Here is a 21,621-nt window from a genome sequence, read left to right as displayed (position 1 = left end):
AATGCCGGCGCTCCTTCTCAGATTCCCGGGAGGGCGGTACCACGCCACTCCCTTTGAGCACCACGTCAATGAAGGTCATATCGAGTGGCCGCCCAGCCCCTGGAGGCTTCTGCGCGCGCTGATCGCCGTAGGTTTTGCAACTCAACACTGGAAGGAGGTTCCTCCTGTTGGGAGACGCCTAATCGAAAAACTAGCGTGCGTGTTGCCCACCTATTGCCTCCCGCCCGTCAACGCGGCTCACACCCGCCACTTCATGCCCGTTGGAAGAATCGAAAACGGGCGCGAATTGACAACGCTTGTTTTCGATACATGGCTTGACATAGGAAACGGAGAAGTGACAGTTCATTGGCCGTGCCCACTAGCGGAAGAGGAAGCAGGACTCCTCCATGACTTAGCAGGATGTCTAAATTACCTGGGCCGCAGCGAAAGCTGGGTCGACGCAAACCTCATTCCCGATAACTTGATTCCTGCAGTGCATTTCAATGCGTTCCCTCACCGGGCAGGGGATGTTCTCGGTGCCGGCTGGGAGCAAATCGCACTCCTGGCTCCGCTGCTGCCAGGGCGGTACGCGGAATGGCGAAATGCTGAGGTGAATCGAGTAGCAGCTCAGCTCCCAGGAACGAGCAAAAGGCCTTCTAAGAAAGTAGCTGGCGATCTTCAGCCGGAACACCTAGCCTATCCCCTGGATCTAGTGGATTGTTTTACGAAGGATACGGCTTGGTGGAAATTGCACCGGTGGGCTCAGCCTCCAGGATCTCAGCGAGTGATCTACTGGCGCTCGCAAAGCGCAATTGAGTTGGTGACAACTTCTGCGACAAAAGCGGCGCCTGCTACGCCAGTCACAACCATGGTCCTCTCCATGACCACACCAAGCGGGAATTGCTCCTCCTTGCCGGCACGCCACCGGACACTGCAGCAAGCCGAGTTGCTCCATCAGGCGATAATCAGTTCCGCCGCTAGGGGCCAGCGGATCCATTGTCCTGAATTGACGGGCCGTGACGAGGACGGATCACCCCTTAAGGGAAGGCATGGCCATCTCCATGTCCTCCCCATTGATTGTGACGCCGATGGACATCTGGATCACATCGTTCTTCACGCGCCGATGGGGTTTGGGGCTGAGGCACAGGAAGCTGTTCGACGTCTTAAGCGTACGTGGACCAAAGGAGGTGCAGGCACAATCCAGCTTGCCTTAGCCGGCTTCGGTGGCCTCGACCTCCTGCGCGACTTGCCCGCCCCTCTAGATAGATACATCACTGCCTTTTTGGCCCCGCCGGACGGTGCGCGCACTTGGATAAGTGCTACCCCTTTCGTTCCACCAAGGTTTTTGAAACGAAGTGGCGCGAATACACTGGGAGGACAGATCAATGCTGAATTGTCCTCGCGCGGTTTGCCGATGGTGGAAGAGATCAGCCCGTTGCCCAGAACTCCGGAGAGTCTCGCGCTGCGTCACTATGTCCGAAGTCGCCGGAGGGGAGGGGTTCCACCACCGTTGGATGTGGGGTACGCTCTCAAGCTAACCTTCTCCCAACCAATCCGCGGCCCATTAACCATAGGCTACGGATCTCACTTTGGATTGGGGCTTTTCCTTTCAATCAATGAACAATGAGCACTCACTTGGGGTCGAAGGCGAGCTGTCAACCTCGCATTGCGAAGCAGGAAACAACTGCGGCTGCATTACCGCCTGGAGCTCGCCACCCAGCGGAGCCTCCAAAGCGAGCGTGGTCAACTGTTGAGTACCCGCCGCAATCTCCTCGCAGGAAGGCGCCATCCGCTTCCACGTGGACACGGAGGACAAGTCGATCCTTCATGGTTCACCCTCAAACTCGCCCGCCGCCTCGTCGCCGGCAAAGCCCGCAACCAGCGCACCATGCTCCTTCGCAATCACGAGGAACCGCCGCCCGAAACCCTGCGCGCCATGAAGTCCATGATCGATCGCGCCGAAGAAGCCGAGTCCCTCGCCGAACTCCTCGGCCTCGAAGGCAATGCCGCCCGCCTCTACTTCGGAGCCCTCTCCGGCATGATCAAAGCGAACCGCGATCCCTTCCCCTTCGACTTCGAAGGCCGCAATCGCCGCCCGCCGCGCGATCCCGTCAACGCCCTGCTCTCCCTCGGCTACAGCGTCCTCGCCAAGGACCTCACCATCGCCGCCTACGCAGTCGGCTTCGACCCCTTCGTCGGCTTCTACCACCAGCCCCGCTTCGGTCGCCCGGCCCTGGCCCTCGATCTCATGGAGCCCTTCCGCCCCCTGATCGTCGACTCCGCCGTCCTCTCCGCCATCAACACCGGCATGATCACCGCCAACGACTTCGTCCGCGCCGGACAAAGCGTCGCCCTGACACCCGAAGGCCGCAAATCGTTCTTCCGAGCCTATGAAGCCAGAATGGACACCATGGTCACCCATCCTCTATTCGACTACCGCGTCAGTTACCGCAGGCTCCTGGAGATCCAAACCCGGCTCCTCGCCCGAGTGCTCGACGGCGAGATTGCCGACTACCCAGTCTTCGTGACAAGATAATCGAGCGGTCCAGTGCATTTCAGACCCCAGGAGCCGCTCGCGACCTCTTAAGAATCTGATTCCACGTAATTTAGCCCAGTGCTGAGTCTACGGAAACCCGCTCTCCTCACCCAGAAGAGCGGACCGCTCGCAAAGCACCGCCCAGCTCATTGAAAACAAGATAGAATTTGACAGTACTCCTTCCGTGATCTTCGGATCACGGCCTCATTGAAGCGATGCGCTTACGCTTGGGGCTGGGTGCAGGTTCGGGCGGCCTTCCGTGATCTTCGGATCACGGCCTCATTGAAGCGCTGATTGAGTGGTTTTCTCAAGCTCAGAACCCGTCTTCCTTCCGTGATCTTCGGATCACGGCCTCATTGAAGCAGCCCTGGCTGGAACGCGCAGCGGCGCCAGAACTCGCCTTCCGTGATCTTCGGATCACGGCCTCATTGAAGCTCGCTCGCGATCAGCGAGCCAAGGCAGAATCAGCTCCCTTCCGTGATCTTCGGATCACGGCCTCATTGAAGCGTGATCGTTGCGCGAGTGATGCGCGATCGGGCCCAGGGTCCTTCCGTGATCTTCGGATCACGGCCTCATTGAAGCTAGCTTCACCTGGGCGGCATTGGGATTGCGCTTGATCCCTTCCGTGATCTTCGGATCACGGCCTCATTGAAGCCACAATGGAGTCGTGCCAAGGAAACACGGGCAGTTTCCTTCCGTGATCTTCGGATCACGGCCTCATTGAAGCGAGTCGCTTACTCGTTACTGACAGAAGAGTCTCTACCCTTCCGTGATCTTCGGATCACGGCCTCATTGAAGCGCGTTCGTTCGGTCAAAGGCGAAGGAAGAACGCAAGGCCCTTCCGTGATCTTCGGATCACGGCCTCATTGAAGCTCAAAATCTTGCTGGCGGCAGGGCTTGATACCTGCTCCTTCCGTGATCTTCGGATCACGGCCTCATTGAAGCCCTGATGGATAGATCGGCACCGCAGGCGGAACACTCCCCTTCCGTGATCTTCGGATCACGGCCTCATTGAAGCTACAACGGGCTTTGGGCTATGTCCACGGTAACCACCCTTCCGTGATCTTCGGATCACGGCCTCATTGAAGCGAGGTATGGGCGGATCCGGCCATTCGGCTCGGCCACCCTTCCGTGATCTTCGGATCACGGCCTCATTGAAGCGCTACGTTCCAATTGATGAATCGATCCTCGTTCCCGTCCTTCCGTGATCTTCGGATCACGGCCTCATTGAAGCCGGTCGAGAATGTAGGTCCTCTACCGCGCAACAATTCCCTTCCGTGATCTTCGGATCACGGCCTCATTGAAGCATGTCGCAGCACCGCTGGCCATCCGCTTCAGCAAGCCCTTCCGTGATCTTCGGATCACGGCCTCATTGAAGCGTTGAACTGATCTACAACGGAACCACTTTCCAGATCCTTCCGTGATCTTCGGATCACGGCCTCATTGAAGCTTGTTGCTGTTTTTTGGTGCGTCGCCTCAGTGAAAGCCTTCCGTGATCTTCGGATCACGGCCTCATTGAAGCCGCACGTCGCGCATATTCTGTGCCTTGACGGCGCGCCTTCCGTGATCTTCGGATCACGGCCTCATTGAAGCTCGCTGACGTGTTTGAGCATCAGCACACCCTCGGTGTCCTTCCGTGATCTTCGGATCACGGCCTCATTGAAGCGAAATTCTGATCCCGAGACCTTGCGTGTTTTTACTTTCCTTCCGTGATCTTCGGATCACGGCCTCATTGAAGCCCTTGAGTTGAAGAGCCTGTACGAGTTCGAGACGAAGGCCTTCCGTGATCTTCGGATCACGGCCTCATTGAAGCAGCCGGGCCCGCGCGTCGTCTTCCTTTTCCTTCCGGACCTTCCGTGATCTTCGGATCACGGCCTCATTGAAGCGTTCTGTTGGACGTCGCAATGGGCAACTCACTCCCCCTTCCGTGATCTTCGGATCACGGCCTCATTGAAGCTCGTTCCGGCTGGGGTCGTACTTCGCCCGAACTCTCCCTTCCGTGATCTCCGGATCACGGCCTCATTGAAGCGGAATATGTCTACTCAAAGACCAACACGTACTCACTACCTTCCGTGATCTTCGGATCACGGCCTCATTGAAGCTGTACAAATGACAGATCGAACTCTGTCAGTGGGATGCCCTTCCGTGATCTTCGGATCACGGCCTCATTGAAGCTGGAATTTGTTCTTTGGGCCGATGGTAGTCTTGCCGCCTTCCGTGATCTTCGGATCACGGCCTCATTGAAGCCCACACAAGCTAACGCCGCGCTTTGCAGTTCCGAGACCTTCCGTGATCTTCGGATCACGGCCTCATTGAAGCGAGCTGTACTTGTACGCGTTCAGGCCAACGACGCCGCCTTCCGTGATCTTCGGATCACGGCCTCATTGAAGCGAACCGACCGCGCCCGCTGTTCCGGAGGCGCGGCCGACCTTCCGTGATCTTCGGATCACGGCCTCATTGAAGCGGCTGGACCGATAACCCGGTGTGGGGCACGCGGCACCCTTCCGTGATCTTCGGATCACGGCCTCATTGAAGCGTTTTTAAGAGGTCCCCATGTCTGACTTAAAGACCGCCCTTCCGTGATCTTCGGATCACGGCCTCATTGAAGCGTCATACCAGTGAGCCGGCCGTAGACCGTGATTCCACCCTTCCGTGATCTTCGGATCACGGCCTCATTGAAGCCAATTGAACTCGCAGGACAGGAACCGGAGATTGCTCACCCTTCCGTGATCTTCGGATCACGGCCTCATTGAAGCAACGCGAGTTCCGCCTTGATGTCGGCGCCGTCGATCCTTCCGTGATCTTCGGATCACGGCCTCATTGAAGCCAGCAGCCGATCTCAATCACGGAGCCCATCTGGCGTCCTTCCGTGATCTTCGGATCACGGCCTCATTGAAGCGGCGTGCTTTCGTCGATCACGATGGTACCTGGCTCCCCTTCCGTGATCTTCGGATCACGGCCTCATTGAAGCAATGGAGCCATCCTCTGTCCGGATACCCAGAATCGGCCTTCCGTGATCTTCGGATCACGGCCTCATTGAAGCGCGGTGCTCGCCAAGTGGCGACGGGCACTCCACCAGGACCCACTTCAACCCGGACCCACCCCGAAACTCCTCCATTTCCCTCATCCCAGCATCTTCGTGAACTAAACCGCTAACGCGGTATCCCCCCTCGGCCTTTTCCGAACTCCCTGCGATCATCGGGCCCCGGCGAAACCGGCTCCAGGCTCACACTCAAGTTGGTTGTTATCCGCAACCCACTTTGTCGATTGAAGGAGCGACCATGAGCCTCTTGCGCCAACGCATGCTCGAAGACATGCAGATGAGGAACCTTTCCGCCGGAACCCAGCGTAGTTATATCCACTACGTCGCTGACTTTGCAAATCATTTTGGCCTCAGCCCCGCCAGGCTGGGCCTCGACGACATCCGCAACTACCAGTTGTTCCTCATCGAGCAGCGCCAACTGTCACCCGAATCCATCAACTGCTTTCTCTCCGCCGTCCAGTTCCTCTATACCGTTACCCTGGAAATGCCTTGGAGCAACGCCCAGTTCGGACGCATGAAAGTCGGCCAGAAGCTGCCGTCCGTACTCAGTGCCGACGAGGTGGTCCGGCTCTTCAGCCACATCCACATCCTCAAGCACCGTGTCGTGCTGATGCTCTGCTACGGCGCCGGGCTCCGCATCTCCGAAGCCGTCTCGCTCAAGGCCGCCCATATCGACTCGGGCCGCATGCTCATCCACGTCGAGCAGGGTAAGGGCGGCAAGGACCGCTTCACCGTCCTCAGCGCCCGCCTCCTCAGCTTGCTGCGCGCCTACTGGAAACTCCAGCACCCGGTCGACTGGCTGTTCCCCGGCACCAAGGCGGGCACGCATCTCCAGCCGGCCAGCGTGCAGCAGGTGTGCCGCCAGGCGGCTCAAATGGCGGGGCTCACCAAACACGTGACACCCCACCTGCTGCGGCACAGCTTTGCCACTCATCTGCTGGAAAACGGCTCCGATACGCGCGCCATTCAAGTGTTGCTCGGCCACACCCGAATCGACACCACCGCACGCTACATCACGATCTCCCCGCAGACCGTGGCTCGCATCGTGAGCCCTCTGGACAGCCTGCCCGCCGAGGCGCCGCCCAAGAGAAAGCGCGGCCGTCCGCCGAAGAATCAGACAGTGCAGTTGCCCGGCTAAAGTCTTGCCGAGGCCAACCCTTGAGGTGGCCAGCATCTTCCGCCGCCATGGCGAACGGTTTCGCGCCCGGCAGCGTCTGCCCGTTCAGCAACTCCGGCTGATGCAGGCGGTCGAAACCTGCCGCACTGCCGCTCTCGGCGGCCATGTGGAGCGCTGCAGCCACTGCCAGCATCAACGCATCAGCTACAATTCCTGCCGCAACCGCCACTGCCCGAAGTGCCAGAATCTGGAGCGCAACCGGTGGCTGGAGCACAGGCGGGCCGAACTGTTGCCAGTCCCCTACTTCCACGTCGTCTTCACCATCCCGGACCAATTCAACGCGCTGGCCTTGCGCAATAAGGCCGTCGTCTACGGCATCCTGTTTCAGGCCAGTGCGCAGGCCTTGCTGACCATCGCGGCCGATCCCCGCCATCTCGGCGCCCGCATCGGCTTCTTCTCGATCCTCCACACCTGGGGACAGAACCTGCTGCTGCACCCGCACGTCCACTGCGTTGTCACCGGCGGCGGCCTCAGCCCGGACGGTGAGCGCTGGATCAGCTGCCGTCCGGGTTTCTTTCTTAGCGTCCGTGTGTTGTCGCGCCTCTTCCGGCGCCTGGTTCTTGATGCCCTTCGCCGCGCTTTCGACAAAGGCCAACTGCAGCAAGCCGGCGATCTGTGTCCATTGCTGGCACGGCTGTCAAAACGCGAATGGGTCGTTTACGCCAAGCCGCCTTTTGGCGGTCCCGCCCAGGTGCTCGACTATCTCGGCCGCTACACCCATCGCGTGGCCATTTCCAATAACCGACTCCTCGGCATGGACGGCGAGCAGGTGAAGTTCCGCTATAAGAACTACCGCGCCAAGAACAAAGACCGGCACCGCACCATGACGCTGGAGGCGGGTGAATTCATCCGGCGTTTCCTGCTGCATACCATTCCGCCGGGCTTTCAGCGGATCCGTCACTATGGTCTGCTGGCGAGCCGGCAGAAACAGGCCAACCTGGCCCATTGCCGCCGACTACTGCCCGGGGCACGGCCGCCAGAGGCGCCACTTGCCCCAGCAATCCATGTGCCGAGTGGACCGGATCTCATGGCTCCCTACCTGCGCTGCCCAGTCTGCGAGACCGGTCAAATGCAGAGGGTAGAGGTGTTGCTGCCGCGCCTGTACCGCTGCCGGGAGATGAACTCCTCATGAGGCCATCGGCTTCGCCCACAGGTCTGGAAGCGACCCGGCATTGGGCTGCAACTTGGAGTGTGTTCGGAACCACTCAACTCCCGCCAGAAGGAAGCCGTCAACTCCCATTGCGACCGAACGGAAGGCGTCAGCCGGCATTGCCATCGGCCGGCGTTACGCGAAGAGTTCGCGGAGCCATCTTCGTGGAGCCGGAACACCAAGCCCGGACAGCCAAACCAACTGGCGAACCAAGCAAAACCCATATCGCCAAGCCCTGAGCCCGCGGTTTGAGTTCATCGAACGTTCTCATCACCGGGACGGGGCACAATCTCCCAAGCCGCCGCGTTTTCGCCCCGTCCCGCCGATGAGAACTTATGCGATCACACCCCAAAGAAATAAATCGCATCCATCTTTTCAATCACTTACCGCCCGCCTCTTCATGACACCCTTGCCCTCCATGCCACACTAAGCGCCGAACGGAGGCCCGTACAGCCCCGTCGTCGTTCCGGCAGGCCAAAACCTGCCGGTTCGTCACCGATCTTTGACAACTGCACCGCCCTGCAATTCGATTCAGACGCCCGGAGACTCATGGCAGGTCTTCGGGCGCTCGCCGGAACGTCCCCCGCTGAGCCGATCTCACCGGCCAGGCTCGCACGCCAGTGGGACGCCCAATCCTCTCTCCACGAGGCATCAAACCCAATCAGACGATCTGGCCAGCCTACACACCAGTGGGACGCCCAATCCTCTCTCCACGAGGCATCAAACCCAATCCGAGGATCCGGCCGGCCCACACGGGAGTGGGAAGCTCAATCCTCTCTCCACGACGGATCAAACCCAATCCGAGGCGACCCTGGGCCCAGGTCCCGTCGCCGAACTCCAAGTCCAAATCCGAGGCAGCCCCACCGAACCAGCCTCGCCCCACCAGCCACCAATCCACTCTTTTTGGCTGAACAAACCCACCGCACCAGCGGCCATCACGACCCGCTTGCCGTACTCCGGCCGCCAGTCACCAGCCCAACATCCTCTGGTTTTGAGTGAGCAAACCCACCAAAACCAACCACCGTCCCCAGCGAACGCCCCCACCGCCGTCGCAAATCCAGCCAGCGGGAGCGAACAAAGCCAACTCAGGCCGCACTCGCCGGCACATACGAACACCGCGGATCCGACTCCAGGTAATCCCCCGTCAACGCGTACGCCCGGCTCCTCGACCCGCCGCACAAATTCCGGTACTCACACCCGCCGCACTTGCCCACCAGCGCATCCGAATTCCGCAGCACCTTAAACAACCCCGAGTCGCAGTACGCCTGCTGCAGCGGAACCCGCCGCACATTCCCCGCCGATACTTCCAGAAACCCCGAGGGGAAAATCTCGCCCGTGTGCGAAATGAACACGAACCCCTTCCCGTCGTTGATCCCCGCCTGCCGCTGGATAATCCCCGCTGGAGCCCCCGCCACCTTAGCCCCCGCGCCCCCCGGTTGCGCCTTCCGCCTCTGCGCCACATACCGCCGGTAGTGCTGCGCCTCCGTCGTCTTGATGTCAAACGAAGCCGTCAATGACGTCTGGTACAAATACTCGAACACCTGCTCGTACTCGTCCGCCGTCAGGTCGTCCGCCAGCGAAGCCCGCCCCGTCACCACCAGGAAGAACACGCTCCACAATCGCGCCTTCTCCGCCCCCACCACCTGCGCAATCCGGTCCAGCGACTCGACATTGTGCCGCGTCACCGTCGTGTTGATCTGCGTCTCCAGCCCGATCCGCGCCGCATGCCGCAACGCCGCCATCGTCCGCTCATACGACCCCGCCACCTGCCGGAAACTGTCGTGCGCCGCCGCATCCGCCCCGTCCAGGCTCACCGCCATCCGCGACACACCGCAATCCCGGATCCGTGAAACCGCATCCTCCGTCAACAGCGGAGTCGCACTCGGCGTCACCGTCGTCCGCAGCCCCAGCGCCACGCTCTCCTTTAATAGCTCGAACAGATCCGGCCGCTTCAGCGGATCCCCGCCCGTAAACACCAGCAGCGGATCGCCAAAGTCCTTGATCTGGCGCAACGTCTCGCGCGCCTCTGCCAGGGACAGTTCGCCCGGATCCCGGTCCGGCCGCGCCGACGCCCGGCAATGCTGACAGGCCAGGTCGCACGCCTGGGTCACTTCCCAGATCACGAGAAAAGGAGCTTGTGAAAAGTCGCGCATAAGGTTGTCCGCCAACAACCTCAATTTATCTGGACTTTTTTGTTCTGTCGGTGACGAAAGTCACGGTGCCCCAGCCGTTTCGGCCGCATGCTGGAAACGTGATCAGCGGCAATCCAACCCACCCGACCAACCTGCACATTGAGCCGCGAGCGTCAGCGAGTCCCGCACGCCCCTCCCAGCCGCCAAAGCAAAGAAAACCACTGCGAACCCCGACCGTCAGGGAGGGGTCCCCGCCGCGCTACGAACCGCGCACGGCAGTAAGCGGGCCCCCAGCGCAGTCGCGTCTTCAACGCAGTCCCGCACGCCCCTCCCAGCCGCCAAAGCAAAGAAAACCACTGCGAACCCCGACCGTCAGGGAGGGGTCCCCGCCGCGCTGCGAACCGCGCACGGCAGTAAGCGGGCCCCCGGCGCAGTCGCGTCTTCAACGCAGTCCCGCACGCCCCTCCCAGCCGCCAAAGCAAAGAATGCCACTGCGAACCCCGACCGTCAGGGAGGGGTCCCCGCCGCGCTACGAACCGCGCACGGCAGTAAGCGGGCCCCCGGCGCAGTCGCGTCTTCAACGCAGTCCCGCACGCCCCTCCCAGCCGCCAAAGCAAAGAAAACCACTGCGAACCCCGACCGTCAGGGAGGGGTCCCCCCCGCGCTGCGAACCGCGACTGGAAAGGAGCGGGCCTCGGTCATTCGCGAGGCTTCCTCGGAGCGGAGGACCTATTCCCAACGTCCAGCCGCGAGCCTCAGTACTCCGTATCCGCCTCCGCCTGCAACGCCCCGCGATCCGCAATCTCAATCTGCCGCTTCACAATCCGCACAATCCCCTCAGCCTGGAATCGCGCCAGATTCCTCGACACCACCTCGCGCACCGTCCCCAGCCGCAACGCCAACTCCTCGTGCGTCAACGGAATCTGGACACTGCCGTCGGACTCCCGCTCCGCCTGCAGCAACGCCTGCGCCAGCCTCTGCCGGACACTCCCAAACGTCACGGCCTCAATCACGCCCACCAGCTGGCGCAACCGCCGGCCCACCAGAGCCAGAACCTTGATCGGTACCTCCGGATGCTGCCGGCAAAATCGCCGGAAATCTTCCTTCCTCACCAGGAAAATCACGCAATCCTTCATGGCTGTCACCGTAGCCGGATAGTCGCCATTGTCGAACAACGGCACCTCCGCCACACTCGACGGAGCCGACTCCACCCCCAACATAATCTCCCGGCCCGATGGGCTGGTCTTCAGAATCTTCACGCTGCCAGACCCAATCACATGCAGCCCCTCACAGGACGTGCCTTCGAAAAACAGGGTCTCCCCGGCCGCATACGTCTTTTCCACCGCGAGCGCCGCAATCTGCTGCCGCTCCTCGGGCGTCAACGTCGTGAACAACGATGTCTTGTCGAATGTCTCCCGCCGCAGGGGAGATAACGGAGATTCAGATGGCTTTTGCAATCGGGTTTCAATGTATCGCATGTGGAGCATGCCGCTCAACGTGCCCCAACGGCGCCATCCAGGGGGCCCGCCCCCGCTTCCGCATCGAGCCGCTCCTCTGCACCGAATGCGTACTCTTCTCCCATCAGCCCCTCTGCGTCGCCGAATGCCCCGTAAGGGCCATCGTGGAACGAAGCCCGACCCCTTCCACCATCCACAACAATCTTCAAAACGGAGTCCACCATGAGTGAAAAATACATATTTATCAACGACTTGAAAGACCATTCGCCGCTGCCCGAAAACGGCATCCTCAGCCGCACCCTCCAAAACGACACCCGCACCAAGGTGATCCAGTTCATCTTCGCGCCGGGTCAGGAACTCTCGGCCCACACCGCCCCCATGCCCGCCACAATCTACATCGTCAGCGGCCAGGCCACCCTCCGCCTCGGGGACGACACCATGGAAGCCGCCGAAGGCGCTTTTGCCTACATGACCCCACTCCTCGAACACGGCATTCAGGCCAAAACCGAAGTCATCATGCTCCTCACCATGATCAAGAACCCGCCCGCCGAGCCGAAATCCTAACCCGAGCAGAGGACCTCCGCCTTCCCCGAGGGCATCATCTGTCTCTGGGAACGTCGCCGTCCCCGAGATCGTCCGCCGTCCCTGGGAAGGCGGACGCCCTCGTCCGCAGCCGACCCCCCGGTCGGCTTTCAGCTTCTTCTCTCCCACCCCGAAACCCCAAAGATTCCCGCCCGTCCCGCCGATACATCGGGTATGAACTCCGCCTCGGTGAACTACTACGACCTGCTCCAGATCCACCCCAAGGCCGAGCCCGAAACCATCCAGCGCGTCTACAAGATCTTCGCCGCCCGCTACCACCCCGATAACCGCGAAACCGGCGACGCCGAGCGCTTCCGCATCTACCGCGAAGCCTACGAGATCCTCAGCGACCCGCCCGCCCGGGAACAGTACGACCGCAAACTGGAACTCACCCAGCCCGACGCCCTCCCCGTCTTCCAGTCCAAGGAGTTCACCGATGGCATCGATGCCGAAGCCAAAATCCGCATCGGCGTCCTCTGCCTCCTCTACGCCAAACGCCGCGCGAACCCCGACTACTCCGCCCTCTCCATGCTCGACCTCGAACACGTCATGGCCTTCCCGCGCGAACATCTCCAGTTCGCCATCTGGTACCTGAAAGCCAAAAAGTTCGTCACCCAGGACGATCGCAGCAGCTTCATCGTCACCGCCGAAGGCGTCGACTACCTGGAGACACAACTCCCCGGCAACGATCTCTTATATAAGATCTTCCGTGCCTCCGAGTCCGGCGTCATGGTCTATCCCAAGGCGCTGCTCAACTCGAAAAACCGCTGAGTCCTACGGCCAGCCAGGTTGTTTTTGGGGTATCTGCGAGGAGAGAGTCTGCGAGGGGAGAGAAGGCTCGGGGGAGCCGGATGCTCCCCCTGGAAATCGGACTTGGTTACTTGGCGCGCTTGGCGATGATCTTGTCGACAATGCCGTACTCGACGGCTGCTTCGGCTTCCATGATGTAATCGCGATCGACGTCGCGAGCAATCTTTTCCACCGTCTGGCCCGTCGCGTCGGCCAGCACACCGTTGAGAATCTCGCGCATGCGCAGAATCTCGCGGGCATAGATGTCGATGTCGGTCGCCTGGCCGGCCAGCCCGCTCATCGACGGCTGGTGGATCAGGATCCGCGAATGCGGCAACGTATAACGTTTGCCCTTCGCACCGCAGGCCAACAGAACTGCGCCCATCGAGGCCGCCTGTCCCACGCAGTACGTCACGATATCCGGCTCGATCAGATTCATCGTGTCGAGAATCGCCATACCGGCCGTGATCGAACCACCGGGGGAGTTGATGTACAGAGAAATGTCCTTCTCCGGATCTTCCGACGCCAGAAACAACATCTGGGCAATGATCAGGTTGGCCACCTGGTCGTCGATCGGCGTGCCGAGGAAGATGATGTTCTCCTTCAACAGCCGCGAATAGATGTCAAAGGCGCGCTCCCCTCGGGAGGTCTGCTCGACCACCATCGGGACCAACATATTATGCGGGGTCGGAATCTCCCCATTGCGAATCGGCATTATGCCTCCTTGCACCGGCTCAGGAGACCTCCAGGCACGGTCTCGAAGCCGTCTGGAGGCCGCTAGGCCTTCTTCGTCGTGGAGCGTTTCGCTTTCTTCGTGATCTTCTCCAGGTTCTTCCGCTTTTGCTCGAAGCCCTTGGCAAGATCAAGGATCGTAGTCCGCTCCAGATACTCCATGATACGATTCCGCAGGGCCTTCCAGCTATCGTGCATTCCGCACGGCGCCTGATCGTTGCACTCAGCCATTCCGGCCGGGCAGCGTTCGAAGTCCGCAAGGCCGTCTACGGCGTCGACAATGTTCAGGATCGAGAGCTCCGCCGCGGGCATCCGAAGGCAGAATCCCCCAGTCGGTCCCTTACTGGATCGGAGGAATCCCTTGCGCGCAAGTTGCTGCAAAATCTTGGCAAGGAAGTGAGACGGAATGTCCGCCTCCTCGGCGATCTGCTTCACCATGGCATACTTGCCCTCCGGCACAGCAGCCAAGTGGACAAAAGCGCGGATTGCGTACTCAGCCGAACGGGAATAGATCATGAGCTACCTCTAGAGAGCTAGATGAAAATACACGTTTATCTTATTTCTACTAGAAAATGGATGCAAGAGGCACGTTTCGGGTTTCAGGGATTTCAGGCCCTGAAAAGCGTCCCCAGAGCAGGTCCGCTCCGAGCCGTCACCGGCCGCCCCATCCAGCTTCCAACAGCAAAGATCATTAATTTCAGTTGCTTACAGCCCACAGCGGCAAGTCGCTCGCGGGGCGACACAGGGCCACCATTCTGTTTATAACAATTTCGGAGCTTCTTGTGGGGAAGCCCCTGCCACCGGGCTCACTTCTTATTGGCCTTGTTGGTCAGCAACTTGTCGAGAAATCCACCAACATAGTTTTTGGTGGCTTCCGCCGCCAGCCCCTTCACGCTGGGCGTCACCTTCGGGCTGGATGTAGTGCCCGCTACATCCACCGGGATGATCGATTGCGCCGGCTGGTCGCCCCGCGGCCGCGCCCCCAGCAGCTCCGCAATCCGGCCGCTCACCTGCGCCTGCAGCTTCAGGTTCAATGCTGTATCGAAGCCCACACGGCCCGCGCCGGTCGTCCGCAGCCCGCCGCCGTCCATCACCGCATCCGTCAGCGTCAGCGTCTGATCCTGGATCGCGAAGTTGGTCTTCAGCGTGGTGAAGGTGGTCGAACCAGTGGCCTGCATCAGGCCCGCCTTGCCCATCGCGCCCGTGATCGAGCCCAGCAGGTCCATCTGTTTGAGCTTACCGTTGGCGACCTCGATCGAGCCCGCGCCCGACAGCGCATTCCGCATCTGCGGAGCATCGCGCCCCACCGTGCGCAACTCGAACCTGGGTATGTGCAACGCGCCCTGGATGCCCGGGTCGTTGTCCAGGAACGCACCCAGCAACTGTTGGATATCCAACCCCTTCAGCGAGCCCGCGAGGGAGGCGCGCTCCTGCCCGGCATCGGACGCAAACGACATGCTGGCCGCCAGCTGCCCCGCCGCCAGGCCAAAGGCCGATTTCGGAATGTCGATCTGGATCGCCGGCCCCGAGAGCGCGTGCTTCAGCGTCAACTGCCCGGCTACGTTCCCGGTCAGCGGCAGCCGGTGCTGCTCGTCGCGCCCAATCAGGAAGTCCGCCAGCGTCACCTGCGTCGCCCCGGAGGCTGTTCGGGCAAGGTCGCCTTTCAGCGCCACCCCCACCTTCAACAGCGCCTTGTCTCCAGGCGCCGCCAGGAACGCGCCAAACTCCTTCAGCAGAAATGACTTCGGCAGCTCGCCCGGCGCGAACGCCACGTCGAGCTTGCCGTCGATCGGAGTGGAGCCCTCGGCGAACGGGCCAATGGTCCCCTGGAACTCCAACATCGACTTCTTGGTCTCCATCAGATGCGCTGAAGCCTTGGCCGTCAGCGGCCGGCCCGACCCGAAGCCGCCCAGCCGCAAATCAATCCGCCGCCACGAGCCCAGCTCCTCTCCGGCCAGCTTCATTGACCCACCTTCAACCTTGAGATCCTCAATCGACAGCGAGCCACCGCCCGCGGGCGCGCCGGCCTGCTGGGTGGACGCCGCCGGTTTGGCCTGCAACCGGTCCATAAACACTTCCAGGTTGGTCTTGCCCGCCGCGTTCTTCTCCACCAGCAGCAAGGGTTTCGTGATCGCCAGCGCAATGATGCGGGGCGAACTGGAGAACAGCGAAGAGACGGAAATGATAGCGTCGATCCCCTCCGCCTCCACCATCGGCTTGCTGCTGAAACCGGGCGGATTAGCCAGCCGGATCTGGTCCAGTCCCAGCGCCGGTTCCAGCTTGAGGAGGCTCCCGATCTTGACATCGATCTCGCCGACCGTCACCGCCACACCCAGAGAATCGCTCAGCATGGCCAGCATCTTCTGCTTGCCCGCCCCGGAGATCATCGAACGCGCCATCAGTACCGCCGCCCCGGCCAGCACTGCCACCAGCACGACGAGTCCCAGCAGAATTTTCCAGAGTTTCGACATAGGCTCATGTTACGCCGGATGCCGCTGCGATAGAATCCGTGCATGTCGCAGGGCTGGACTCGCCGGACCTTTCTCGGTACGCTCTCAACCAATCTCTTCGCCGCCCCGGATCTCGCCAACGATCCGGACCGACCGCAGTTCCACTTTCTTCCCCCGTCCAACTGGATGAACGACCCCAATGCCCCCGTGTGGTTCCAGGGGGAATACCACATGTTCTACCAGTACAATCCCAAGGCGGCGCAGTGGGACACCATGCACTGGGGCCATGCCACCAGCCCGGATATGCTGCATTGGAAGCACCTGCCCATCGCCCTGGCGCCGACGCCCGGCGGTCCCGACAAGGACGGCTGCTTTACCGGCTGCATGGTGGTGGATAACGGCAAGCCCGTCATTGTCTATACCGGGGTGAACCCGGAAGTGCAGTGCCTGGCCCGGTCGGAAGACCTCCAAACCTGGACCAAGCACCCCGGCAACCCCATCATCGCGGGGCCGCCGCCCGGCATCGATAGCCCGGGGTTCCGCGATCCGCACGTGTGGCGCGATGGGGACGAGTGGCTGCTGTTGATCGGCGCCGGCTTCCGCGGCAAGGGCGGCACCGTGCTGCTCTACAAGTCACCCGATCTCATCCACTGGACCTATGTGAAGCCACTGCTCACGGGCGAGAAACTCCCCAGCGGGTCGGACCCGGTCGCCAGCGGCGAGATGTGGGAGTGCCCCGACTTCTTCCCGGTAGGCAACAAGTGGCTGCTCTACGTCTCCACTCAAGGCAAGGTCCTGTATTGGCTGGGCACCTGGAAAGACCGCGTGTTCACGCCGGAATCGAACGGCGTCCTGGTCTACGGCGCCGGCTATGCCCCTAAAAGCTGCGATGCCTCGGGCAAGCGGCGCATCATCTGGGCCTGGCTGCGCGAGCAGCGGAGCAAGGCGGACCAGCTCAAAGCCGGCTGGTCGGGCTCCATGTCGCTGGCCGTGGTTCCTACCCTCGACAAGCAGGGCGGGCTGATGCTGAAGCCGGCGCTGGAGTACGAGAAACTGCGCGGCAAACGGCTGCGCGAAGCCGCCCACGACGACTGCTGCGAGATCCACGCCAAGCTCAGCGGCCTGAAGCCCTTCGGCCTGCTGCGCGGTGGGCATGAGGTGCTCGGCTTCGATCCGGAAGGCCATACCTTGTCCGTGGGCCGCACCGAAGCGCCGGTGCCGGCAGGGCCGGTGGACCTGCGAATCTTCCTCGACGGCTCCGTCGTGGAGGTCTTCATCAACAACAGGATCTGGGTGACCGGTCGCGTCTACGGCGGGAACCAGGGACTGAGCATGCGAGGCAGCCCGGAGAACATCGAATCGTGGGCCCTGAAGCCGGTCTCAGGCGACCGGTTGACCACTTAGCCCGAGGAACGACCGGACTTCCGCCTCGAGTGCGGGCGTCACCACGACGGCATTCCCGCCATAGATGGTGTCGTTGCCGGAGTAGTCGAAATAGCGGCAGCCGGCTTCCTTACAGATCACCGAGAGGGCGGCCAGGTCCCACGGCTTGGCTGTGGGTTCCAGCCAGAACTCGGCCTGCCCGGACGCGACCAGCATGGAGTCCCACGCGCCCCCCAGGCTGCGTACCGCCCAGAACCTGGACAGGAACGGGAGCAGCCGGTCTGAGTGCGGCCGGATGGCCACGTTGTTGAACTGGAGCACGCAGGCGACCGCCCGCTCGACCGTATCGATGGAGGACGCCTTCAGCCGGGTGACCTCGCCTTTGACAACCCGGAAGGCGCCGCCGCCCCTTACCGCATAGTACTGTTCGTCCAGGGCGGGAAAGGTCGCCACTCCCACCTCGATGACCCCATCCACCTCCAGCCCCAGCAGGTTGGACCACAAGCGGTTGCCCCGGACGAAGTCGCGCGTCCCGTCGATGGGATCGATGATCCAGCGCCGCGAATTGGTCCCGGTTTTATTGGCCCCTTCTTCGCCCAGCAGGCCGTCGGCCGGAAATTCCGCCTCGAGGGTGGAAGCAAAAAGCTTTTCACAAGCTTTGTCGGCGGCCGTCACCGGAGAGGAGTCGGGCTTGTCCTCGACCTCAAATCCGTCCTGCTGGTACTGCAGGGCGAGGTTGCCGGCATCCAAGGCCAGTTGACGAGCCACGGCCAGTTCTCTTTCAAAGCTCATGGACAATATTCTAAGCTGTAGGTCTGGAGATCCCGCCGCCGTAACGAATATAGTAGTGTGTCCGGTGTTCCAGGCGTTTTTGTAAAGAAGGAAGGAACCGCGTCGAATGGGAAAGATGGCGCCGTCGCTCCCGGTTGAGCTTCGCACGGTCTACCGGATGCTGAAGATGGCTGAGGCCACGTGGGGGGAACTGCCCGCGTTGCACCAACCCGTGGGCCAGGGCAAGTACCGAACCTACAACTGGGTGGAGTACGCGCAGATTGCGGGCGAGGTCGCGGCCGGGCTGCATGCGCTGGGCATCCTCCGCGGAGACATCGTCGGCCTGGCCTCCGAGACGCGGGCCGAGTTCTATCTGGCCGACACCGGGGTGATGACGAACGGCAGCATCTCCGCCGCCGTATATACCAGCCTGCCGCCCGCGGAGCAGGTGAAGACTTTGAAGGGCTGCGACCCGCGCCTGGTGTTCCTGGAGAACGCAAAGACCATGCAGGCGCTGGATGCAGCGGGCCTGAGCGACCTGCAGGTGCCCCGGATCCTGATGGACGGGGACGGCGAGGGGGCGATGACCTTCGAACAGCTCCGCGCAAAGGGGCGCGAAGCGATGCAGGCCGACGCGGGCCTGCTGGAGCGGATCGTCAACGCCGTCGAGCCGGGCGATTATGCGATTCTCTACCTGACCTCCGGCGCCACCGGGGAGCCGAAGATGGGCCTGGTGACGCACTACTCCATCGTGTCGAACTGCGAGTGCGGGCCGCCGGTGCTGCCGGTAAACGAAGACGACCGGACGCTGGCCTTTCTGCCCTCCGCCCACATCACGCAGCGGATGGTGATGCAGCAGTTGATGATGCGCATGGGGGTGCCGGTCTACTTCAGCGAAGGGCTCACGAAGATGCCCGGTGAGTTGCGCGCCATCCGGCCGACGTTCTTCGTCGCTCCGCCGCGGGTGTGGGAGCGCATGTACGCCAGCATCACAACGGAGATCCGGAAGAAGCCGGCGGTGATCCGGAAGCTGTTCTACCTGGGGCTGGGTGTCGGTTCCGAGGCCGCACGGGCGCGCCGCGACGGACGTACTCCGGCACCCTGGGTCACCTCGTCGCTGAAGTTCTTCGACAAGATCGTATTCTCGAAGATCCGCGCCCGGCTGGGCGGCGCGATGCGCATAGCGGCCAGCGGGTCGGCGCCCCTGGGCAAGGACCTGGCGGAGTTCTACGCTTCCATCGGCCTGCCGCTGATCGAGGGCTACGGTTTGACCGAAGGCGGCGTGGTGGCCTTGAACCCCATCGAGCGGCCGCGCGCGGGCTCCATCGGCAAGGTGCTGCCGACGGCGGAGATCCGCTTCGCGTCGGACGGCGAGTTGCTGATCCGCGGTCCGATGGTGTTTTCCGGCTACTACAAGGACCCGGACGCGACAGCCGCGGTGCTGCGCGACGGCTGGCTGCACACGGGTGACATCGCGGAGATCGACCCCGACGGATACATCTGGATCACGGGCCGCAAGAAGGAGCTGATTGTCGCCTCGAACGGCAAGAAGATCTATCCGGCCCGCATCGAAGGGCTGTTCAAGCTGGAGCCGCTGGTGAACCAGGTGTTGCTGGTGGGCGACCGCCTGCCGTATGTCACCGCAGTAATCACGATCAATCAGCAGGCGGCGGAGCACCTCGACGGAGTGAGGCCCGGTTCGGCGTTGAGCGAGGTGTCGCAATCGGACGCGGTGCAGAACGAGGTGAAGCGCATCGTGCAGAAGGTGAACCGGCAACTGGCGCCATTCGAGCAGATCAGGAAGTTCAAGATCCTGGAGCGCGAATTCTCGCTGGAGGCCGGGGAGCTGACCCCCACAATGAAACTGCGGCGCGGCAAGGTGATCGAAAACCTGCGCGGAGAGATTGGGGCGCTCTACGTCGGACGCGACAGCATCGACTAAGTAAACCGCCGGAAGCGCTCTGGCGCTGGGAATCCCGCAATGTCTGCAAAAACGCCCATCACGGTCGCTAAAGGCGACGGTATCGGTCCGGAGATCATGGACGCCACGCTCCAAATCCTGAAGGAGGCCGGCGCCCGGATTGAAACCGAGGAGATCGAGATTGGCGAAAAGGTTTACCGGCGAGGCCACTCCGCCGGAATCGAGCAGGGCGCGCTCGACAGCCTGATGCGGACGAAGGTATTCCTGAAGGCGCCGATCAGCACGCCGCAGGGTGGCGGCTTCAGAAGCCTGAATGTCACGATGCGAAAGCTGCTGGGCCTGTATGCGAATGTCCGGCCGTGCGTCGCCTACGACCCCTATGTCCGCACCAAACACCCCGGCATGGATGTGGTGATTGTCCGTGAGAACGCCGAGGATCTCTACGCGGGCATCGAATACCAGCAAACCCCGGATCAGGTACAGTGCCTGAAGATCATCACCCGCGGCGGATGCCAGCGCATCGTGCGGTACGCGTTCGAATATGCGCGGCGCAACGGCCGAAGAAAAGTCGCCTGCTTCACGAAGGACAACATCATGAAGCTGACCGACGGCCTGTTCCACAAGGTGTTCGACGAGATCGGGCCGGAGTATCCGGAGATCGAGAGGGAGCACATGATCGTCGATATCGGCGCGGCCCGCATGGCGGACACTCCGGGCGCGTTCGACGTCATTGTGATGCCGAACCTTTACGGCGACATTCTGTCGGATGTGGCGGCGCAGATTGCTGGATCGGTTGGGCTCGCCGGGTCAGCGAACATTGGCGAGAAATACGCGATGTTTGAAGCGATCCACGGTTCGGCTCCAAGGCGCGCGGGCCAGAACGTGGCGAATCCGTCGGGCCTGCTGCTGGGCGCGGTGATGATGCTGGTACACATCGACCAGGCCGATGTCGCCGAGCGCGTCCACAACGCCTGGCTGTGCACCATGGAAGACGGCATCCACACCTATGACATCTTCAAGGAAGGCAGCAGCAGGGAGCAGGCCGGGACCAGCGAGTTCGCACAGGCCGTGGCTGACCGACTGGGCAAGCGTCCGCAACTGCTGAAGCCAGTCCATTACAACGCCGAGCCCGGCCGGAAAGGGTTGGCGCACGTGGAAGTGAAGCCGAGCGGCCAGCGGCAACTGGTGGGCGTCGACATTTTCGTGCATCACGCTGCCTGTGATCCGAAAATTGTTGGGCACCTCATGGAGGGCGTCGCCGCTGATGGCCTGAAGCTGGTGATGATCTCCAGCCGCGGAGTGAAGGTCTTCCCCGATCCGCTGCCTGACGTGATCGCGTGCGACAGTTGGCGCTGCCGGTTCCAGAGTTCAACGGACAATCCGGTGATTACGCTGAAGCAGGTAGTGGCCGCGATGAGCCGCGCGGTGGATGCCGGCGCCGACATCCACAAGACCGAGTTCCTTTACAACTACGACGGCAAGGCCGGCTACTCGCTGGGCCAGTAAGCCGAGTCCGGAA

The 21,621-nt window shown here is 61.8% G+C and carries 16 protein-coding genes and 1 CRISPR repeat array; of the genes, 10 read left to right on the top strand and 6 right to left on the bottom strand.

Going from position 1 to position 21,621, the window contains the following annotated elements; translation table 11 throughout:
* Nucleotide 1 precedes the first annotated feature (1 nt).
* The 4 genes from csb2 (at nucleotide 2) to ACR9Y2_RS34530 (ending at nucleotide 7,867) form a co-directional block, all read left to right on the top strand.
* On the top strand, nucleotides 2-1,606 hold the full coding sequence (csb2, locus tag ACR9Y2_RS34545) for a type I-G CRISPR-associated protein Csb2 (RefSeq protein ID WP_435046463.1): 1,605 nt from the start codon (nucleotides 2-4) through the stop codon (nucleotides 1,604-1,606).
* Nucleotides 1,607-1,645: 39 nt separating this feature from the next.
* Nucleotides 1,646-2,515, top strand: coding sequence for a CRISPR-associated endonuclease Cas1 (cas1, locus tag ACR9Y2_RS34540; protein WP_435046462.1), 870 nt, complete (start codon nucleotides 1,646-1,648; stop codon nucleotides 2,513-2,515).
* A 178-nt stretch (nucleotides 2,516-2,693) separates the two neighbouring features.
* Nucleotides 2,694-5,558: a CRISPR direct-repeat array (repeat unit 36 nt; unit sequence CCTTCCGTGATCTTCGGATCACGGCCTCATTGAAGC).
* 238 nt (nucleotides 5,559-5,796) lie between these two features.
* Nucleotides 5,797-6,696 (top strand): tyrosine-type recombinase/integrase, encoded by a 900-nt coding sequence (locus ACR9Y2_RS34535; protein ID WP_435039120.1) that lies wholly within the window; start codon nucleotides 5,797-5,799, stop codon nucleotides 6,694-6,696.
* Nucleotides 6,697-6,700: 4 nt separating this feature from the next.
* Nucleotides 6,701-7,867: an IS91 family transposase gene (locus tag ACR9Y2_RS34530; RefSeq protein ID WP_435039121.1), complete on the top strand. Its 1,167-nt coding sequence runs from the start codon at nucleotides 6,701-6,703 to the stop codon at nucleotides 7,865-7,867.
* A 1,103-nt stretch (nucleotides 7,868-8,970) separates the two neighbouring features.
* Here ACR9Y2_RS34530 and ACR9Y2_RS34525 read toward each other — a convergent pair.
* Nucleotides 8,971-10,038 carry a TIGR04053 family radical SAM/SPASM domain-containing protein gene (locus ACR9Y2_RS34525; protein WP_435046461.1) on the bottom strand — a complete coding sequence of 356 codons (1,068 nt, stop codon included), beginning with the start codon at nucleotides 10,036-10,038 and terminating at the stop codon, nucleotides 8,971-8,973.
* A gap of 734 nt (nucleotides 10,039-10,772) precedes the next feature.
* Nucleotides 10,773-11,474 (bottom strand): Crp/Fnr family transcriptional regulator, encoded by a 702-nt coding sequence (locus ACR9Y2_RS34520; protein WP_435046460.1) that lies wholly within the window; start codon nucleotides 11,472-11,474, stop codon nucleotides 10,773-10,775.
* Between ACR9Y2_RS34520 and ACR9Y2_RS34515 the strand changes: the two genes are divergently transcribed.
* The 3 genes from ACR9Y2_RS34515 to ACR9Y2_RS34505 all read left to right on the top strand — a co-directional run bounded on the left by ACR9Y2_RS34515 (nucleotide 11,414) and on the right by ACR9Y2_RS34505 (nucleotide 12,827).
* Complete coding sequence (locus tag ACR9Y2_RS34515; protein ID WP_435046459.1) at nucleotides 11,414-11,704, top strand: 4Fe-4S binding protein; 291 nt, start codon at nucleotides 11,414-11,416, stop codon at nucleotides 11,702-11,704. The genes ACR9Y2_RS34520 and ACR9Y2_RS34515 overlap by 61 nt on opposite strands.
* Nucleotides 11,697-12,038 carry a cupin domain-containing protein gene (locus ACR9Y2_RS34510; RefSeq protein ID WP_435046458.1) on the top strand — a complete coding sequence of 114 codons (342 nt, stop codon included), beginning with the start codon at nucleotides 11,697-11,699 and terminating at the stop codon, nucleotides 12,036-12,038. Before ACR9Y2_RS34515 ends, ACR9Y2_RS34510 begins: the two co-directional genes overlap by 8 nt.
* 192 nt (nucleotides 12,039-12,230) lie before the next feature.
* Nucleotides 12,231-12,827 carry a DnaJ domain-containing protein gene (locus ACR9Y2_RS34505; protein ID WP_435046457.1) on the top strand — a complete coding sequence of 199 codons (597 nt, stop codon included), beginning with the start codon at nucleotides 12,231-12,233 and terminating at the stop codon, nucleotides 12,825-12,827.
* Nucleotides 12,828-12,933: 106 nt separating this feature from the next.
* On the opposite strand, the gene clpP is transcribed toward ACR9Y2_RS34505, so the two are convergent.
* From clpP to ACR9Y2_RS34490, 3 genes are all read right to left on the bottom strand, one after another.
* Nucleotides 12,934-13,560 (bottom strand): ATP-dependent Clp endopeptidase proteolytic subunit ClpP, encoded by a 627-nt coding sequence (clpP, locus tag ACR9Y2_RS34500; protein ID WP_435046456.1) that lies wholly within the window; start codon nucleotides 13,558-13,560, stop codon nucleotides 12,934-12,936.
* Nucleotides 13,561-13,622: 62 nt separating this feature from the next.
* Nucleotides 13,623-14,093 carry an RrF2 family transcriptional regulator gene (locus ACR9Y2_RS34495; protein WP_435046455.1) on the bottom strand — a complete coding sequence of 157 codons (471 nt, stop codon included), beginning with the start codon at nucleotides 14,091-14,093 and terminating at the stop codon, nucleotides 13,623-13,625.
* 290 nt (nucleotides 14,094-14,383) lie between these two features.
* Entirely contained in the window at nucleotides 14,384-16,048 is a 1,665-nt protein-coding gene (locus tag ACR9Y2_RS34490) for an AsmA family protein (RefSeq protein ID WP_435046454.1), read from the bottom strand.
* Between the two features lie 42 nt (nucleotides 16,049-16,090).
* Between ACR9Y2_RS34490 and ACR9Y2_RS34485 the strand changes: the two genes are divergently transcribed.
* Nucleotides 16,091-17,431 (top strand): glycoside hydrolase family 32 protein, encoded by a 1,341-nt coding sequence (locus ACR9Y2_RS34485; protein ID WP_435046453.1) that lies wholly within the window; start codon nucleotides 16,091-16,093, stop codon nucleotides 17,429-17,431.
* Here ACR9Y2_RS34485 and ACR9Y2_RS34480 read toward each other — a convergent pair.
* Nucleotides 17,408-18,202, bottom strand: coding sequence for an inositol monophosphatase family protein (locus tag ACR9Y2_RS34480; RefSeq protein ID WP_435046452.1), 795 nt, complete (start codon nucleotides 18,200-18,202; stop codon nucleotides 17,408-17,410). The two genes, ACR9Y2_RS34485 and ACR9Y2_RS34480, sit on opposite strands and share 24 nt — an antisense overlap.
* A gap of 115 nt (nucleotides 18,203-18,317) precedes the next feature.
* Between ACR9Y2_RS34480 and ACR9Y2_RS34475 the strand changes: the two genes are divergently transcribed.
* Both ACR9Y2_RS34475 and ACR9Y2_RS34470 read left to right on the top strand, forming a co-directional pair.
* Nucleotides 18,318-20,123 (top strand): AMP-dependent synthetase/ligase, encoded by a 1,806-nt coding sequence (locus ACR9Y2_RS34475; protein ID WP_435046451.1) that lies wholly within the window; start codon nucleotides 18,318-18,320, stop codon nucleotides 20,121-20,123.
* A gap of 39 nt (nucleotides 20,124-20,162) precedes the next feature.
* Nucleotides 20,163-21,608, top strand: a complete 1,446-nt coding sequence (locus tag ACR9Y2_RS34470) for an NADP-dependent isocitrate dehydrogenase (RefSeq protein ID WP_435046450.1) — start codon at nucleotides 20,163-20,165, stop codon at nucleotides 21,606-21,608.
* Nucleotides 21,609-21,621 lie beyond the last annotated feature (13 nt).

The sequence above is a fragment of the Paludibaculum fermentans genome (genome assembly GCF_051172195.1).
GTDB lineage: Bacteria > Acidobacteriota > Terriglobia > Bryobacterales > Bryobacteraceae > Paludibaculum > Paludibaculum fermentans_A.
Note: the sequence above shows the minus strand (reverse complement) of the source record. Positions and strands in the feature narration are given on the sequence as shown.

Excerpts from the sequence above, each read along its gene's own strand:
- clpP (WP_435046456.1), bottom strand. The coding sequence starts at position 13,560 with ATGCCGATTCGCAATGGGGAGATTCCGACCCCGCATAATATGTTGGTC.
- ACR9Y2_RS34515 (WP_435046459.1), top strand. The coding sequence starts at position 11,414 with ATGTCTTGTCGAATGTCTCCCGCCGCAGGGGAGATAACGGAGATTCAG.
- ACR9Y2_RS34485 (WP_435046453.1), top strand. The coding sequence starts at position 16,091 with ATGTCGCAGGGCTGGACTCGCCGGACCTTTCTCGGTACGCTCTCAACC.
- ACR9Y2_RS34490 (WP_435046454.1), bottom strand. The coding sequence starts at position 16,048 with ATGTCGAAACTCTGGAAAATTCTGCTGGGACTCGTCGTGCTGGTGGCA.
- ACR9Y2_RS34475 (WP_435046451.1), top strand. The coding sequence starts at position 18,318 with ATGGCGCCGTCGCTCCCGGTTGAGCTTCGCACGGTCTACCGGATGCTG.
- ACR9Y2_RS34495 (WP_435046455.1), bottom strand. The coding sequence starts at position 14,093 with ATGATCTATTCCCGTTCGGCTGAGTACGCAATCCGCGCTTTTGTCCAC.
- ACR9Y2_RS34535 (WP_435039120.1), top strand. The coding sequence starts at position 5,797 with ATGAGCCTCTTGCGCCAACGCATGCTCGAAGACATGCAGATGAGGAAC.
- ACR9Y2_RS34480 (WP_435046452.1), bottom strand. The coding sequence starts at position 18,202 with ATGAGCTTTGAAAGAGAACTGGCCGTGGCTCGTCAACTGGCCTTGGAT.
- ACR9Y2_RS34470 (WP_435046450.1), top strand. The coding sequence starts at position 20,163 with ATGTCTGCAAAAACGCCCATCACGGTCGCTAAAGGCGACGGTATCGGT.
- ACR9Y2_RS34505 (WP_435046457.1), top strand. The coding sequence starts at position 12,231 with ATGAACTCCGCCTCGGTGAACTACTACGACCTGCTCCAGATCCACCCC.
- ACR9Y2_RS34510 (WP_435046458.1), top strand. The coding sequence starts at position 11,697 with ATGAGTGAAAAATACATATTTATCAACGACTTGAAAGACCATTCGCCG.
- ACR9Y2_RS34525 (WP_435046461.1), bottom strand. The coding sequence starts at position 10,038 with ATGCGCGACTTTTCACAAGCTCCTTTTCTCGTGATCTGGGAAGTGACC.
- csb2 (WP_435046463.1), top strand. The coding sequence starts at position 2 with ATGCCGGCGCTCCTTCTCAGATTCCCGGGAGGGCGGTACCACGCCACT.